Origin of the sequence: Paenibacillus sp. M-152 (assembly GCF_003856555.1) — a bacterium.
GTDB lineage: Bacteria > Bacillota > Bacilli > Paenibacillales > Paenibacillaceae > Paenibacillus > Paenibacillus polymyxa_C.
The window spans coordinates 4,197,556-4,212,475 of the sequence record NZ_CP034141.1 but is presented as its reverse complement, the minus strand read 5'-3'; the positions used below and the strand labels follow the sequence as shown (position 1 = coordinate 4,212,475).

At 44.0% G+C, this 14,920-nt stretch carries 19 protein-coding genes; 12 read left to right on the top strand and 7 right to left on the bottom strand.

Annotation, left to right across the window (positions count from 1 at the left end; genetic code table 11):
* The first annotated feature begins 72 nt into the window (after nucleotides 1-72).
* Entirely contained in the window at nucleotides 73-1,245 is a 1,173-nt protein-coding gene (locus EGM68_RS18370) for an MFS transporter (RefSeq protein WP_016821819.1), read from the top strand.
* 93 nt (nucleotides 1,246-1,338) lie between these two features.
* On the opposite strand, the gene EGM68_RS18360 is transcribed toward EGM68_RS18370, so the two are convergent.
* Both EGM68_RS18360 and EGM68_RS18355 read right to left on the bottom strand, forming a co-directional pair.
* Nucleotides 1,339-2,148, bottom strand: a complete 810-nt coding sequence (locus tag EGM68_RS18360) for a GNAT family N-acetyltransferase (protein ID WP_129549753.1) — start codon at nucleotides 2,146-2,148, stop codon at nucleotides 1,339-1,341.
* Nucleotides 2,149-2,239: 91 nt separating this feature from the next.
* Nucleotides 2,240-2,419: a hypothetical protein gene (locus EGM68_RS18355; RefSeq protein WP_013311365.1), complete on the bottom strand. Its 180-nt coding sequence runs from the start codon at nucleotides 2,417-2,419 to the stop codon at nucleotides 2,240-2,242.
* Between the two features lie 183 nt (nucleotides 2,420-2,602).
* Here EGM68_RS18355 and EGM68_RS18350 point away from each other — a divergent pair, with 183 nt between their 5' ends.
* From EGM68_RS18350 to EGM68_RS18325, 6 genes are all read left to right on the top strand, one after another.
* Entirely contained in the window at nucleotides 2,603-2,974 is a 372-nt protein-coding gene (locus EGM68_RS18350) for a hypothetical protein (RefSeq protein ID WP_016821817.1), read from the top strand.
* A 290-nt stretch (nucleotides 2,975-3,264) separates the two neighbouring features.
* Nucleotides 3,265-3,504 (top strand): hypothetical protein, encoded by a 240-nt coding sequence (locus tag EGM68_RS18345; RefSeq protein ID WP_049828195.1) that lies wholly within the window; start codon nucleotides 3,265-3,267, stop codon nucleotides 3,502-3,504.
* 110 nt (nucleotides 3,505-3,614) lie between these two features.
* Complete coding sequence (locus EGM68_RS18340; protein ID WP_129549752.1) at nucleotides 3,615-4,400, top strand: isocitrate lyase/PEP mutase family protein; 786 nt, start codon at nucleotides 3,615-3,617, stop codon at nucleotides 4,398-4,400.
* Nucleotides 4,401-4,537: 137 nt separating this feature from the next.
* On the top strand, nucleotides 4,538-5,098 hold the full coding sequence (locus tag EGM68_RS18335) for a bifunctional transcriptional activator/DNA repair enzyme AdaA (protein WP_026065412.1): 561 nt from the start codon (nucleotides 4,538-4,540) through the stop codon (nucleotides 5,096-5,098).
* 22 nt (nucleotides 5,099-5,120) lie between these two features.
* Entirely contained in the window at nucleotides 5,121-5,648 is a 528-nt protein-coding gene (locus tag EGM68_RS18330) for a methylated-DNA--[protein]-cysteine S-methyltransferase (RefSeq protein ID WP_129549751.1), read from the top strand.
* A complete protein-coding gene (locus tag EGM68_RS18325) occupies nucleotides 5,620-5,907 on the top strand; it encodes an antitoxin Xre/MbcA/ParS toxin-binding domain-containing protein (protein ID WP_129549750.1) in 288 nt (95 codons plus the stop codon). Before EGM68_RS18330 ends, EGM68_RS18325 begins: the two co-directional genes overlap by 29 nt.
* 114 nt (nucleotides 5,908-6,021) lie before the next feature.
* On the opposite strand, the gene EGM68_RS18320 is transcribed toward EGM68_RS18325, so the two are convergent.
* Entirely contained in the window at nucleotides 6,022-6,579 is a 558-nt protein-coding gene (locus tag EGM68_RS18320; RefSeq protein WP_058710295.1) for a YdhK family protein, read from the bottom strand.
* Nucleotides 6,580-6,867: 288 nt separating this feature from the next.
* On the opposite strand from EGM68_RS18320, the gene EGM68_RS18315 reads away from it, so the two are divergent.
* Both EGM68_RS18315 and EGM68_RS18310 read left to right on the top strand, forming a co-directional pair.
* On the top strand, nucleotides 6,868-7,707 hold the full coding sequence (locus tag EGM68_RS18315) for a MetQ/NlpA family ABC transporter substrate-binding protein (RefSeq protein WP_013372404.1): 840 nt from the start codon (nucleotides 6,868-6,870) through the stop codon (nucleotides 7,705-7,707).
* Between the two features lie 66 nt (nucleotides 7,708-7,773).
* A complete protein-coding gene (locus tag EGM68_RS18310) occupies nucleotides 7,774-8,949 on the top strand; it encodes an aminotransferase class I/II-fold pyridoxal phosphate-dependent enzyme (protein ID WP_129549749.1) in 1,176 nt (391 codons plus the stop codon).
* Between the two features lie 193 nt (nucleotides 8,950-9,142).
* On the opposite strand, the gene EGM68_RS18300 is transcribed toward EGM68_RS18310, so the two are convergent.
* The 4 genes from EGM68_RS18300 to EGM68_RS18285 all read right to left on the bottom strand — a co-directional run bounded on the left by EGM68_RS18300 (nucleotide 9,143) and on the right by EGM68_RS18285 (nucleotide 12,601).
* A complete protein-coding gene (locus EGM68_RS18300) occupies nucleotides 9,143-9,628 on the bottom strand; it encodes a DUF5381 family protein (RefSeq protein ID WP_129549748.1) in 486 nt (161 codons plus the stop codon).
* Nucleotides 9,621-10,457, bottom strand: a complete 837-nt coding sequence (locus tag EGM68_RS18295; protein ID WP_058710292.1) for a hypothetical protein — start codon at nucleotides 10,455-10,457, stop codon at nucleotides 9,621-9,623. The genes EGM68_RS18300 and EGM68_RS18295 overlap by 8 nt, the downstream gene beginning before the upstream one ends.
* 34 nt (nucleotides 10,458-10,491) lie before the next feature.
* Nucleotides 10,492-11,577, bottom strand: a complete 1,086-nt coding sequence (locus EGM68_RS18290) for a WXG100 family type VII secretion target (RefSeq protein ID WP_013372400.1) — start codon at nucleotides 11,575-11,577, stop codon at nucleotides 10,492-10,494.
* A gap of 274 nt (nucleotides 11,578-11,851) precedes the next feature.
* Nucleotides 11,852-12,601, bottom strand: a complete 750-nt coding sequence (locus EGM68_RS18285) for an MORN repeat-containing protein (protein WP_129550341.1) — start codon at nucleotides 12,599-12,601, stop codon at nucleotides 11,852-11,854.
* 157 nt (nucleotides 12,602-12,758) lie between these two features.
* On the opposite strand from EGM68_RS18285, the gene EGM68_RS18280 reads away from it, so the two are divergent.
* The 3 genes from EGM68_RS18280 to EGM68_RS18270 are packed head-to-tail and all read left to right on the top strand — an operon-like array spanning nucleotide 12,759 to nucleotide 14,902.
* Nucleotides 12,759-13,685, top strand: coding sequence for a cell division protein ZipA C-terminal FtsZ-binding domain-containing protein (locus EGM68_RS18280; protein ID WP_129549747.1), 927 nt, complete (start codon nucleotides 12,759-12,761; stop codon nucleotides 13,683-13,685).
* A gap of 20 nt (nucleotides 13,686-13,705) precedes the next feature.
* Nucleotides 13,706-14,407, top strand: a complete 702-nt coding sequence (locus tag EGM68_RS18275; protein WP_058830020.1) for a DUF1963 domain-containing protein — start codon at nucleotides 13,706-13,708, stop codon at nucleotides 14,405-14,407.
* 24 nt (nucleotides 14,408-14,431) lie between these two features.
* Nucleotides 14,432-14,902, top strand: a complete 471-nt coding sequence (locus EGM68_RS18270; protein ID WP_013372396.1) for a DUF6097 family protein — start codon at nucleotides 14,432-14,434, stop codon at nucleotides 14,900-14,902.
* The last annotated feature ends 18 nt before the right edge of the window (nucleotides 14,903-14,920 follow it).

Genomic DNA, 14,920 nt, shown 5'->3' with positions numbered 1-14,920 from the left:
TTAGTCTTAATTTCGATATTTGTAAAAATACAAAAATATAAAAATACTAAAAGAAAAGAGGCGTTTTTTAAAATGCAGAGCACGTGGAAGGTGTACATTTTGGCCATTGTCAGTTTTTTGGTAGGTACATCTGAGTACATTATCTCAGGTATTTTGGATCAGATTGCGACAACCATGGGGATTACGGTGTCCGCAGCGGGCCAGCTGATTACCGTCTTTTCTCTTGCTTACGCGATAGGCACGCCGATTCTGATGGCAGTAACCGCTAAATGGGACAGACGCAACCTGCTCTTGAGTTCCTTAGGATTATTTGCAGTAGCCAATATGCTCTCCTTTGTCTTGCCTGGTTTTGGTATGTTTATTGCCGCACGTATTCTGATGGCTCTCGGGGCGGGGATGGTCGTGGTTACTGCACTGAGCATTGCTGCAAAAATAGCCCCAGTTGGCAAGCAGGCCAGTTCTATTGCTACAGTCACTATGGGTTTTACAGCCTCGCTGATTATAGGTGTGCCGCTTGGGAGAATGATCTCTTCTGCATATGGCTGGAAAACCGTATTTCTCGGCATCGCTTTAGCGGGGATTATTGCCTTGATCGTTATCGCTATGACAATCCCTCGCTTGAAAGGAGATCAACCGATCCCTTTACTGCAGCAGTTTGCACTTCTGAAAAAGCCTGAAGTTGCCTTGGGATTAGGCATTACCTTTTTTTGGCTAGGAGGTTATTCACTCGCGTATACTTACATCTCACCGTACTTGCTGAATGTATCAGGTGTAGGAGAGGATATGCTAAGCTCAGTATTACTTGCCTTCGGAATTGCCAGTCTAATCGGGTCAAAAATTGGTGGATACAGTGCGGATAAAAAGGGCATACCCTTTACATTATTAGGGGGCATGATGTTGCACGGTATTTCCTTACTCTTACTTCCTTTTGCCGCTCATTCTTTGATGGCAGTATTTGCTTTATTGATTCTATGGTCGTTCGCAGCCTGGACAACCGGACCTACTCAACAATATAACTTGGTCACTCTCGTACCGGAATCTTCCGGTGTGATGCTGAGTCTCAACCAGTCTACCATGCAGCTTGCTATGGCAGCCGGTGCCGGAATTGGCGGTGTAGTTGTTGGTCAGGTTTCGCTGGCCTCCATCCCTTGGTTTGGAGCAGCTGGTGTCGCTATCGCCATGGTAGCTGTATATTTACTTTCACGAAGATCTTCGGTTCACACGGAATTGGGTGTAACAGAATAAAGAATTATAGAAAAATGAGCTCAGCGGTAGATGGCATCGCTGGGCTTGTTTGTTTTGAATGAGCAATCATATGCTCTCTGACAGCAGGAGGGTCTATCCAAACGCAATATCAGTAATTTTGCCGCCTTCTTTAAAACCGATATTTTTATAAACTTGATTGGAAACTGAATTTTTTACATCTGCGTAAAGCATGGGGGTTAGCTGCTCATTTTTTAAAATGGAACATAACCCCGATACAATTGCGCTGGCACAACCTTTTTTTCGCCAGGTAGGGGGAGTAAAAACAGCATTAATACGGCCATGCCTTGGAGAACGATGAGCAATGTTAGCCATGGACACGGGCATACTATTTACAATCCAAAGATATAAATTCCCTGTCTCGATCGCTGCCTTCGCAGCTGACATTTGACTAGTCGGATCAACTGAACGGTCTAAAGCATCTTTTGAAAAACCAGCTAGAAGCTGGGCAACTACCTGTATGTCCTCTGAAGTGGCTTGTCGTATGTTCCCCTCAACGCCGGAAGGTTTGTTGTATTCAGGACAGAAATAAGATTCCATAACCATATGAGTATGTACCTGAGCAGTATGCCGCTCGGCGTAAGCATGTGCGAAATTCTCGGCTATTTCGACATCACCACATACACCTGATAGGTTGGTTCCCTCTAAATAATGTAAGAGCTCTTCGATATAGGTTAACTTATGGTTGCCGATGATTTGCTGCGAAATCCATAGCCAAGCCTTATGTCCGGGTGATTGAGCGAAAATCATATTTCCATCAGACGTTTTAAGGCATGTTGATTCTTCTGACTCACATATTCGATGAAGCAAATTATATCGAACCTCATCAATCAAAAATGGATTGTGATTTAATAGATCATCGAATGGGACTAGCTGCTCAATCATGGCTTTGCCTCCCTATAAAATGAGGTTTGATCTAATGTACTTGTATATGCTATGAAAATTAAACTGCTACAAAGAGCTGCTGTTATATCTACTAGGATTTAAACTTTCGTGCTATGAGCTTCTTATTTTTTTGTCGCCAAATCCATCTTTCGATAAAGTTTTTTTCTTTTCTTTCCTGAAGCGTTTCCTTCATCCCTTTAATGAGAAATTCGGATCTTCGCTTGTCGTTCCTGCTAATTTCACGTAGTTCCTCAATAAATTTATCGTCCATGTCTGCATCTCCGTTAGTTCAGGATTTTCCAAATTACTAAGATAAATTATACAGAACGTATGTTCTTTTTTCAAGTCTGCGTCTACTCTATTCAACACATAACCATTTTTAGATGAATGCTGTGAGGCCCGCGCCAATTGAATAGGGAAGCATATGCTAGAGTTGAAAGGAGGAATTTACAACATGACTAATAAAGCATACGTATCTCAAACGTATCCACGCCTTACAGTCTACAATGAAGAAAATTTTCGGGGTTCTAGCAGAGTATTCAGAGGAAACCTAGGTATCCGCAACACCGATAATATTCTCGACGGCATCGAAAGTCTGCGTTTCTTTTCTACCAGCAGCAATGCTACACTTGTACTCTTTACTGGCACGCGGTTTAGAGGTAACTTCCGTGTGTATAGAGGCAATCGCAGCATCGCCGACCTGGATGATCTGATTCGCGGGAATGATGTGGAATCTATTATCTCTACCAATCAACGTTTGACGTTGCAGCAAATCCGTAATATCCGCAGTACTGGCAGACTGCCATCCGGCTATCGGATCATCTAACGGTCTTTAGTTTATAAATACGCTATTTTACTAGACTGTTTCAGAAGCTTGCAGGTTTTGGGCTTCTGGAACGGTCTTTGTATGATGGAACTGGAAAATATGAGTAATACTTTAAAAGTAAAACAAAATCATGGACAAGTCAACGATGTACACTCATGTCGGCGATGAAAACAATCGCATTTTACTTATAATGTGAAATAATACATTTTAAGCGTATGGCATACTTCTTTAAAATGAAATTTAAATTTTAAATATAGTATGGAAAGAAAGAAAGGAAGGAAGGCTAGTCTATGAATTGGTTTACCAAGTATCCTTTTTTCTGGAGAATGTTAATGCGTATTATGGCTTTGATCGCAGGCTTAGTGAACCCCTATCTTGATATAAAATGGAAGATTGTTGTCTTTATTTTGGTTTGTATGGTAGCTATTTTGGACTTGGATGCAGAAAATCGGCCAAAGTGGCTTAACGTCTCAAACGCTTTTATTGTGGGACTGCTTGTAAGCTACATCATATATCCTGTTTTCCAATAGCTTCGTTAACATAAAGAGCAATTTCGCAGACCATAAGTGCAAGAATGAGGACGAAACAAATACAGCCTCTTGATAGAATGAGAAACATCACCTATTAGGAGGCTATATTTATGAACAAAATCCAGCAATTTCATGCACTTCATACTTCAAAGGAACCTTTATTTTTGGGGAATGCTTGGGATTTGCTATCTGCCGTGGCTCTGGAGAAGGCAGGCTTTAAGGCGATAGGTACAACGAGTTGGGGGATTGCCAATACACTTGGGTTTGCAGATGGAGAGCTTATTGATTTTGACCAGCATATAAGCATCATTCGCACTATTGCAGAGCATGTTCAAGTTCCTGTGTCGGCAGATATTGAAGCAGGATATGGGGAGGATGCGGCAACGATTGTCGAGCATGTATTAAGGACAGCCGATGTCGGAGTGGCGGGGATTAATATTGAGGATTCATTAAAACAGCAAAAGGGACTTCGAGAAGTGAGGGCGCACAGTGACCTGCTGTCCAAAATAAGAGCTACCTTGGATGTTCATGGGTTTAAAGAGTTTTTTATAAATGCAAGAACGGATACATTTTTGCAGATGGAGACTCCACTTTCGGAGACCATAGAAAGGGCCAAAGCGTATGTGGATAGTGGTGCGGACGGAATTTTTGTTCCAGGTTTAAAGAGTGATGAAGAGATCAGAGAGGTTGTATTTCATATACATGCTCCGCTTAATGTTTTATCCTTGCCAGGTCTGACGAATGTCCGCCAGCTTCAGCAGTTAGGAGTCAAACGGTTTAGCTTTGGAAATGCGTTTTCTGATAAGATAATAGTTGCTTTGCAAAAGAATGCGGAACAGTTGATCAACCTTCAAGATACGTCAGATTTATATGAGGATTTTGCAAAAATCCCATAAGCGACTTCCAATGAACAATATATAGATCGAAATGGTTTAGTTCGTCTATATATTGCACTTCGGAGCGACTGGAATCGAATTTTACAAAATCCTGAACTATATGAGTATGAACTAGAGAAAGGACGGATTCTTTGATCATGGCTAAACCTAGTCTTTCTTTTGAAGAAATGTGGGAGAAAATTATAGCATGTGATCGTAAATATGACGGGGTGTTTTTTACCGCTGTGAAAACAACCCGTATATATTGCCGACCTTCCTGTCGATCCCGAAAGCCGAAAAAAATCAATGTCGAGTTTTACTTTGATGTGGACACCGTGGAAAAAGCGGGTTTTCGCGCTTGCAAAAGATGCCAGCCTCATACAGATCTTTCGCCGTATATCAGGCTTGTCCAGAATGTGATAGCTTTTTTAATCAATCATTATAAAGAAAAACTAGTATTGCAGGATATTGCGGATCATGTTGGAATAAGCACTTTTTATTTGGATCGGATCTTTAAACAAGAAACCTCGGAAACCCCGCGTATGTATTTGGAAAAAATAAGAGTAGATAAGGCAGCTTATCTTCTTAAAAATACAGATCTTACGAATCTTGAAATTTGCTATGAGACAGGCTTCCAAAGTCCCTCCAATTTCTATAAGTCGTTTCGCAGCTTGAACCAATGTTCTCCTAGTGAGTATAGAAATTTGAATAAGGATTAGAAAAGGAAGGTGGATATCCTTAATGAGCAAGTTATACGTATTAAATTATGTATCGCCGATTGGAGAGATAGAGATACGGGGCACCAATGAGGCTGTCTATTCCATTATGTTCTCTAATCGGAATGAGCCTTTAACGATGCTTACAGAAGAAGCTCCAATCCAAGTATTAGAGGAATGCGCCAGCCAGCTTGACGAGTATTTTAAAGGTGAGCGCTTTGAATTTTCGTTTCCTTATGCTTTTGAAGGTACGGACTTCCAGCAAAAAGTATGGAATGCGCTGGTGACCGTGGGTTACGGTACAACGACAGCTTATAAAGATATTGCTCTCGCTATTGGAAACGAAAAAGCAATCCGAGCCGTTGGCAGTGCGAATGGCAAAAATAAGCTGAGCATTGTGATTCCATGTCACCGAATTGTCGGATCAAATCAGAAACTAACTGGTTATGCAGGGGGCCTATGGAGAAAAGAATGGTTGCTCCAGCATGAGAAGCGTTGTCTGGGATCAAAAGGAGGGTTCATGGATGAGAGAGACATATTTAAAAGAGTTTAAGCCGGAAAGCTGGGCTAACATGGTTCAGATCTATCAGGAGCGATATGATCAGGTAGATCCAGCGGTAAGAGCAAAGGTGGCCAAGAGTGAAATTCCAAAGGAGATTCAGATTGTGCTGCTGCCTGACATGGGCGAATATTTGCTGACTTGGATGGATCGAAAGGTTCCCGCACTTGGTCACGAAACACCGTCGGATTATTTAAAAAGCGAAGAAGGGACCAAAGCACTGAAGGCAGCCATTCTGCGTATGCCGCGTTAAACAACGGACACAAGGAGATACATATGAACACGTCCAAACCCCAATCAAGCTATACAAAGGGAGCCGTTGCCGTGCTCCCTCTGGCGATCACAAGCAACCTGTGATAAAAGAGTTCTAATTGGCTGAAAGCTCACTCTCCGTCACCCATTTATGATTTTTGACAGGCTCTCCTCCTGTAGTCGGCGTGTAATCTACCATATATACGGTCGTTGGTTCAGCGGAATCTATGGTAGCCTTAGCCCCATCCATCCCCTTCATATGATCTGCCGCCAGGATAACTTCCGTTCCCGGTTCATAGGGCTCGCTGCTTGCATCCTTAATCTCTTCATGGATAACCCACTTATGATTAGTCACTTTTTCTCCTCCAGTCGTTGGAGTATAGGAGACTGTATAAGCAGTAGTCGTATAAGCACCCACAATCGTGGCCGTAGCGCCGTTCATGCCTGCCATATGATCGGCTTGCATGGTCGCTTGACTGCCAATTTTGAAGGCTGGATGTTCAGCTTCTTTTAGTCCGGCAGGAAGCTCACTGGAAGTGGAATGGTTCATATCTGATGTGTCGTGCTGTTGACTGCTGTTTGTCGTATGCTCCTGATCTGGCGTGTTACTGTTCCCGCACCCACTCAAAATAATCATGACTGCACCAGCAAGCAAAGCCCATTGTTTTTTCATATTTAAATAGCTCCTTTAGGATTGTATTTACACACTCAATTATACCCCATGGGGGTATAATTGAAACAGAATTATATTACAAACTTGTGAAGTGTTTTGCCTTCAAGCGGAGCGCCTGATGTGATCCTTTTGAGTTATGCGGAAGATGCGTAATTAAATATTGTTGACAGTGAATAAAAAATCATTGTAATATCTACAAAACATATCAAATTACTATGTTTTAAAAAGATGTAAACATTTTAACTCACTAAAAGTAGATCATATCAAGGAGCAGGGGGAGACATCAAAATGAAGAAACAATGGATTTCATTTATATTGCTACTGGGAGTAGTCGTGCTTTTTATTTCAGGCTGTGGCAGCAAGAATACGTCGGGCGGCGCTGCTGGTGAAGAAAAGAAAACACTGCATATCAGCTTTAATCCCGGCCCATATAGCGATCAGTTTAAGAATGGTGTGGCTCCATATTTGGAGAAGAAGGGGTATAAGATTACATATAAAGAGTTTACAGATGGGGTTCAGCCCAATGTAGCCGTGGCTAATGGAGATATTGATGCCAATGTGTTCCAGCATTCGCTCTATCTGGATTCTATGAATAAGCGGGAGAATATTGATCTGGTTGGTGCTGTGCAGGTCCCGACTCCTCCAATGGGATTGTACTCCAGCAAGCATACCAGCCTTGACGAAATCAGCGCTGGCGCCCAAATCAATCTGCCCAACGAGCCAGTTAATATGCTGCGCGCGCTGAACATTTTGAAGGAAGTAGGTTGGATTACGTTAAAGGACAATATCGATCCATTGCAAACCTCGGTGAATGACATCACCTCTAATCCGCATCATCTGCAATTTGTTGCTACCGACCCGGCACAGGGGCCACGTGTACTGGAGGATGTTGATTTTGCGGCTATACAAGGGAACTTTGCTGTATCGAATGGAATGAAGTTGACCTCGGCATTAAAGCTTGAAAATATGACAGACCCGTTCACGAACGTGGTGGCTGTGGACAGCAAGAATAAGGACAAGCCATTTGTCAAAGACATTATTGAGGGATATCATTCAGATGAATTCCAACAGTACATCAAATCGAATCCTGCGTATGAAGGCTACAAGCTGCCAAGCTATTTTAAATAAATGGGTATGATCCTGGCGGGCTGACATTCTCAGTCTATATCTTATGGATAGAAGGTGGAGATAAACGTGATTTTTTCATCCTCTGATCTCGTCAAGGCTCTGCCTGACAACTATTTCAGCGCAATCGATGACAAAGTGAATCTGTATAAAAGCAAAGGAATAGATGTAATTAATTTGGCAGCCGGCAACCCGGATCAGCCAACACCGCCGCATATCATCAGCGCTTTGAAGGATGCGGTCGATCAACCGATCAATCAGGGCTACCCGCCTTTTCATGGAAAAAAAAGTACACTGGAGGCAGTCGCTGCGTTCTATAAACGGGAGTATCAGGTGGAGCTGGACCCTGAACGGGAAGTTGCCATATTCAACGGCTCTGCCATAGGTGTAATGGGGATTCCACAGGCGTTGCTGAATCCTGGTGATTGGTTATTGACCACCGATCCGGCATATCCCCAATATTATTCCGCTGCTGCGCTGGCAAGAGCCCATATTCATACGATTCCACTGGATGAGAAGCATGGATTTTTGCCTGATTATACAACCGTGCCGGAAGAAATCGCAGAGCAGGTCAAACTGCTCATGATTAATTATCCGAACAATCCGACAGGAGCCGTAGCTACTGTAGATTTTCTGACGAAGACACTCGATTATGCTGCTCGGTACCAGTTTCCGGTTATGAATGATTTTGCTTACGGTGCTCTTGGCTTTGGCGGACATAAGCCGATTAGTCTATTGCAAATCCCTGGCGGCAAGGAGTATGGTGTCGAGACGTATACAGCTTCCAAAACGTATAACATGGCTGGATGGCGCTTCGGCTTTGCGGTTGGAAATGCGTCCGTCATTGGTGCACTCAAGCATTATCATACGCATGCCTACAGCACTGTTTTTGGTGCGGTACAGGATGCAGGAGCTGTCGCATTGCTGGGCACCCAGGAGCCAGTACGGGAACTCGCGGCGTTATATGAGCGGCGACGTGATGTTCTCATTGTAGCGTTACGAAATATTGGCTGGGATGTAGCTGCTCCCCAAGGGTCCTTTTTTGCCTGGTTCAAGGTGCCGGAGGGGTATACATCGGCTTCCTTTGCAAACTTTTTATTGGATGAGGCGCATGTTGCGGTTGCCCCTGGAGAAGGCTTTGGTCGTGCAGGAGCTTCTCATGTGAGGGTCAGTCTGGTGAATAGTGAAGAAAGACTGCTGGAGGCGGTACAGCGCATCGCAGCAACGGGTGTTTTTCAAGCTTAAGCTGGAATAAAAGAAATTCATGGAGGGATCGAGAAACGAACTTTGAGTATAGCCATATCGGAGCTATGGAAGAAGAAATAGCAGGTTTGAGAGCGCAAATCGAAGGGATAAAGATGACCCAGATTGCGAACGGGATTTTTTATACGGGTCATCTTCAAGGCAAGGAAGTTATTGTGCTGCGTCCATGCAATGTTCAGGAACGTTTTTTCTTTGGCTTGCCATACTGGTTAATGAGAGTTCGAAGTTGTTTCCCGGCTTGATTTAGTTCCATATCATTCAACACATAATCGGTGCTGACTTCCCAGGTGCTGCGGTCATTCAGATAAAAAATAAAGGCGGGGAAGCGAGGGCGCAGCCATTTACGGATGGAGGCCCCCTCGAATTCGACTTTAGTGATTGCAGACCACGGGACAGTTCGAATACCATCGGAAATACTGTGTTTGTCAAAGATGAACAGGAAGGGTTCCTTACGAAGCGTTCTGCTCAAACAGACCACCAAATAACTACCGAAAAAAGGAATTCCAATAATGGCGGACGTAATAAAGAAGAAGATTTGCAGAGCAGAGATATCTTCGTCGATAAAAATGAGCAACAGCAAAAACAGACAAATCACCACAAACATCAAGCTGCCCAGGGCTTTCCAAAATGCCAAAGATCTGCGATATACAATTTTATCCACGGAATACCGCCTCGTCGGGTACAAACGCCTGAATGAAATGAGTGATCCGTTCTCTCCAGTCTGATTCGGTCACACTTTCAATTCGCAGGCATGGGGTGGCCTGCATATCCAGTTCTGTATTTCTTACAACCCACACATCATTCGTTCCTTTAAGAACAAATAGCAGATTCGTAACGGAAGGACCCTCTTCATCCGTGTCCGTGTATACCATCTGGCTCAAATTATCCAGGCTGCAGTGATTACGATTAAAATCCTCTCGCCAGTCTTGTATCATTTGTTGATCCAACTCTTGAAGTTTCCACGTTGCCATTTGCTGCATCGTGAAGTTGGATGAGGTCAACTCATTCCACTGTTCTTCTGTCAGATCGACGTATCGGCTGTGACCATTGAAGCTGGGAGCCGACAGGCCGAACAATTGATCAATATCGTGATGCCAGTCTTCTGGAGAAGACCAGCGAAAGAAATGGAGTTCATTGTGGCTGGAAAAGTGATACAAAAAACGTTCGTTTCCATGGTGTATCGTTAATGTATTTTGCTTGTCCTGTTGCTCCTTGTATCCACGCAGCATTTGGCGGCTTTGTACCAGATGAGCCAGCATTTCAACAATGAACGCATCAAATTCAAGCTGCTGTTGCCCGTCATCCTGCTGTTCCAACAAGCCTTTGGATACCAGGCTATGTGTTGCAGCATGAAAAAGCAGTTCCCAGCGATCTTCGGTTAGTTCCCCGTAATAGGATTGGAGCAGACCCGAAGCCATATCCTCTGCACCCAGCGCGGTCAAGGCAAAGCCTAGTTCCTCAAGCGTTAAAATTACCGTTTGTTTGTCCATAGTCAGGCTCCTTCTCCATCTGTTAAGTGTATGTTTATTTAAATAGTTTGCTGGCCCAGCGTATCCCTTTTTCGGCGAATTTGGCGACTTTTCCACCTGCCCAGCTCCCCACTGTACCGCCGACGTATGCACCGACGGCTGCACCAACCGGACCGCCGATAGCACCGCCTATGGACCCCAAAACGACAGCTCCGCCATAAGTTGCGGCGGTTTTAATCGCTACGTTAGAAGCAGATACAGCCACATCCGTTCCGGTAAGCTTCCCGCTTTTCCATTTTCCAGCCAGACTGATACCTTCGCCCACAATATTCATGGTGGCATTAATTGGATATAGCTTTTTGGCGATCATGCCGGGAATTTGGCGTGTTGCTATGCCGTAGCGTCCTTTTTCCACCCCGGCGATGACGTTGCGCGTCCACTGAGGAAAGCTATTGGCTTTGTTAAACCCAAGGCCGAGCTTACCCATTTGAAGCTTTCCAGCTAAACGATCAAAACCTTTCAAGCCCTTCATCACAATACCTGGTTTAGCGAACTGGCGGTTTATGCTTTTGCCCAAATTACGCATAAAAGCATTGTTACCTTTGCCTTTCACCCATGCCGCATTATGTATAACCGCTCGAGTGGGATTTTTCAGACTTTTCTTGAATTCTACTGTTTTGGTGAGCACAAGTGTGGAAGCCAGACCGCTATAGATCGCTGTTCCGGCAAAGCCCAGTTGCCCTCGCCATTTATTGGCCTCTGACAGGCTGTTAATGGCTATATCTGCGGGATCGTTTCCTTTTTTCCCGGAAGTTGCTCCTTCACTGCTCTTAATCTGTCCGCTTTGATCTCCTTGGTTAATCCCTGTGTCTGCTTGGGTATCTGTTTCCTTGAATTTTACTGCAATCGAACGCAGCTCTGTGCTGACAGAACCGACGGTTTGAGTAAAAGCGTCCATTTGTCCACGTGCTTTGTGAAAATCCTGATAAAAGCGCTGCTGTGTCGTTCCTGCCCAGCTATTCTCTAGCATTTGAATATGCTGTGATAGTTGTCCGCAAATTTGTGCCCCCAGCTCACGTGCCTGCGCGAACTGCCTGGAAACCGCCTCTAGTTTCTCAGGAGGAACCATAATTTTAGCCATGATGTCCACCTCGGATGATTAAAATAATTACTTTATATTTTAGTGATTCTAGCGGGAGTTAGCAAAAAAAGGAGGGGGTTTGAGCGAAAAATAAGTCATTTGTATGAGTTCATTGATGGGCATAAGGGAGAATAGTAGGAGTCGTTATGATCCGAAGTTCTTATATGTCATTTATGAAGAAAATGGAAAAAGCCTCTCTTTCTTGTAGGAATTTCTATAAGAAAGAGAGGGCTTCTTGCGTAGAGGCTATTTATATACTGTGCGATACTCTAACTTATTTGAGAGGGACCTGCTTGGACAATTTTTCAAACTGCTGCAAGTGAGGGGTGACCTTGGCGGTAATCCCTTTGAGATACTTGATGGCCGCTTGTCTTTGACGTTCTTTGGTTGCGACCTCTTCAGGGAACATGGAGTATTCCTTTTGAACAGAGCCATTTTTATAATTTACGGAGAAGAGCTCTCCTTGCTGCCATCTTTGGACCAGATCCTGATTACTGTGCAAGATGTTTAGCACTTCTTTTCCATTTTTATAAGTGAAGCTATAGTCTGGATCGGCTACAGCATGGATCACTTGGTAGCCGTTCTGTAATCCATTATCCTGAAAAGTACCTACTTGGATCTGATTCGAACGGATCGTTCCATCCGATTGCGTCACTTTTTCAGTCTGCGTACCCTTACCGCTCATCGTGTCATTGCTCCATGTTCCGTTGTATACGATTTTATGATGTTGTCCATCTGCATCTGTGTATTGATTCATATATTTTCCAGTTCCTGATCGCTTGCCATTCACAAAATCGCCCGAATACTGCTTGTATTCGCTCCATTTGATCGTACCACGTCCGTTTGGCTGTCCATTCTCAACCTCTCCGTAGTAAGTCGTCTGTCCGGATAACTGAAGCAGTTCCTTGGTCACAGCCGCATTCACCGTAGGTATATTATTTACCAACAGCGTTCCTGAAATCAGCGATGCAGACACCACTATAGGCAGGGACAGAGCCTTTCCTTTTTGCCAAAGTTTTTGCATCATGAGTTCTCCCCTTTCGAAGCTTTGAGTTTCTACGAGTCATGTTCAACAACCCAGCACTTTTAACCTATTTTGTGCTTGGTGGTTTATAGTTTAATATAGATTGAGAATTATAGGAAACTATAAAGTAAAAAATAGGTAATAAGGAGGAGGGATTTTGATTTTACCTGAATATGGAAGTAAGGATGTATCGAGCATCCTTGCCGTAGAGTTGGATCATGGGTCTAGAAAGACAATAAAAGGAGTCCATGAAGTGGAGCCTGATTCTAATATCTACTGGCTGATTGATGTGGAATTCAATGGTTTTACGTTGTCAGATGAAGACATTTTGCAATTGCTCAAAGGATATATCGTATACGGGCATGTCCAAGATTTGCAGATATGGACTAGCGTCGGGCGTAGACTAGAAGGCGAATGCCGTTATGATAAAATCTGTATTTGTGTGGATATATTTAACAATGTAGAGATGCAGATTTGTTTGGAAGAAGCCAAGGTTGCTGATTTTATGAACACACTACCGGCGCGATTTCAGGAGAAGGGGACCATTCGTGTGCTTCCTCGGGAGGATGCTGCCCATGCACGTGCAAAAGCGGAAAAGCTACAAGCTTTTACAGATCAGGAGGGTGAGAGGGAACACTTTGTCATGCTTAGGCTGGTAGCGGATCAAGGTCAATCTTATCGTGGAGCGGACATTTGGGATGTCATGCTGAGCCTTGGAATGAAGTGGGGAGATATGGATATTTTCCATGCACACCATCACGGTCCGGGAGGCAATGATGAACTATTTAGCGTACATACGGGAACAGAGCCTGGATTTTTTTGGCTGAGTACACTTGCAGAGGATCGGTTTGCAGATTTGATTTTCAGTATGGATGTGGTAAGAACGGTGCAGCCGCAAGCTGTGTTTGAGGCGATGTGGAAAAGTGCTGAATATGCACGCGCCAGACTCGGCGGAACATTAGTCAATGAACAAGATTTGCCAGCTGTACCGGAAGATTATCTTTGTCAAATTCAAGAGATGGAAGACCGATTAAGTGAGTTTGGATTTAAAGCAGGCGAGTATACTGTTGCGTTTCTACTCTAGCCTAGAAAGGGGTGATTTCGTTGTCCAGCAACTCTATCGAGAAGCTAAGAACGATTCTAAAACGTAAAGCTACTATTTTTCATACAGGGGGCCGCAGACCGTTAGATTCCCTGGAACAGAGCTGGATTGGCAGAGTTACAGTGGCTTTGCCGGCGGAAGAACAACCCGTTGATGTACAGGGGAATGCTATGGCTCCGATCATGCAATTGTATTTGCCTGCTATGCCTTTTGTTCCACAAGCTATGCGTGATGTCAAGCTGTTGACGGTCTTCCTGTCACCCGATGTTCTGGATCATGAGGACATGGAAGGATATATGTGTATTCGTGAGTATACGTCGGTAGAGGATTTGGTCGAAAAAGATTTTGGGGAGGCATTCATGCATATCAAGGCATTCCCGTTATTCCCCGAGCTCATAGAGAATGACTATCCCGTTTGGGACGGGGAAGACATCCCTGAGGAATATGGTGATGCCCTCAACAACATGGCTGAGGAGGAACCCGACTATTTTGAGGACATCGTGGAGGAAATACATGCGGTTCACAAAATCGGTGGCTATCCCAGCTTTATTCAACCAGGCATCGACTTTGGCGAAGGCTATGAATTTATGTTTCAGATTGCGTCAGATGCCAAAGCTGGATTGAATATTGTCGATGGCGGCAGCTTTTATTTTGCCAAGCATCAGAATGAAGGAATCTGGCGGGGTTACTTTGATTTTTACTAAATATTGAAATGGGGTAAAAAAGAGATGAATGTTTTAGGTCAGTTAGGATCTGCCATCCAGAGCAGTCTATTTATTCAATCCGAACTGAAGAAAGCACATGCCTTGATTCAGAAGCACGACCTGCCTGTAGAGCAGGTGGAGGATGATTTTCACAAGCAGATCATCTTGCTGGAGCAATATGCCGGCACTCGCATTTTTCAGCAAGGGCTTGCCAGATACAAAGTAATTAATGCAATGCTTTTGATCATATCTGTGATTATATTGCTGGCAGCAGTTATCGTTGCGACGGTGGAATATTTGCAGCCGGAACGACATCTGCTGCAAGTGTTGGTGAATGCCATGTTCGACTACTGGGTTCCCTCTATTACCATACTTAGTGTTGCATTCGTGGGTGTGATCGTTCTTGCCATCGTTAGAAATGTTTATGCCAGACGATTACATACGCGTGTGCTGGATCGGTCCTGGCAGGCCATTTTCCAACATGTGGACAAATGAGGCTAGAGAGCAACTAGT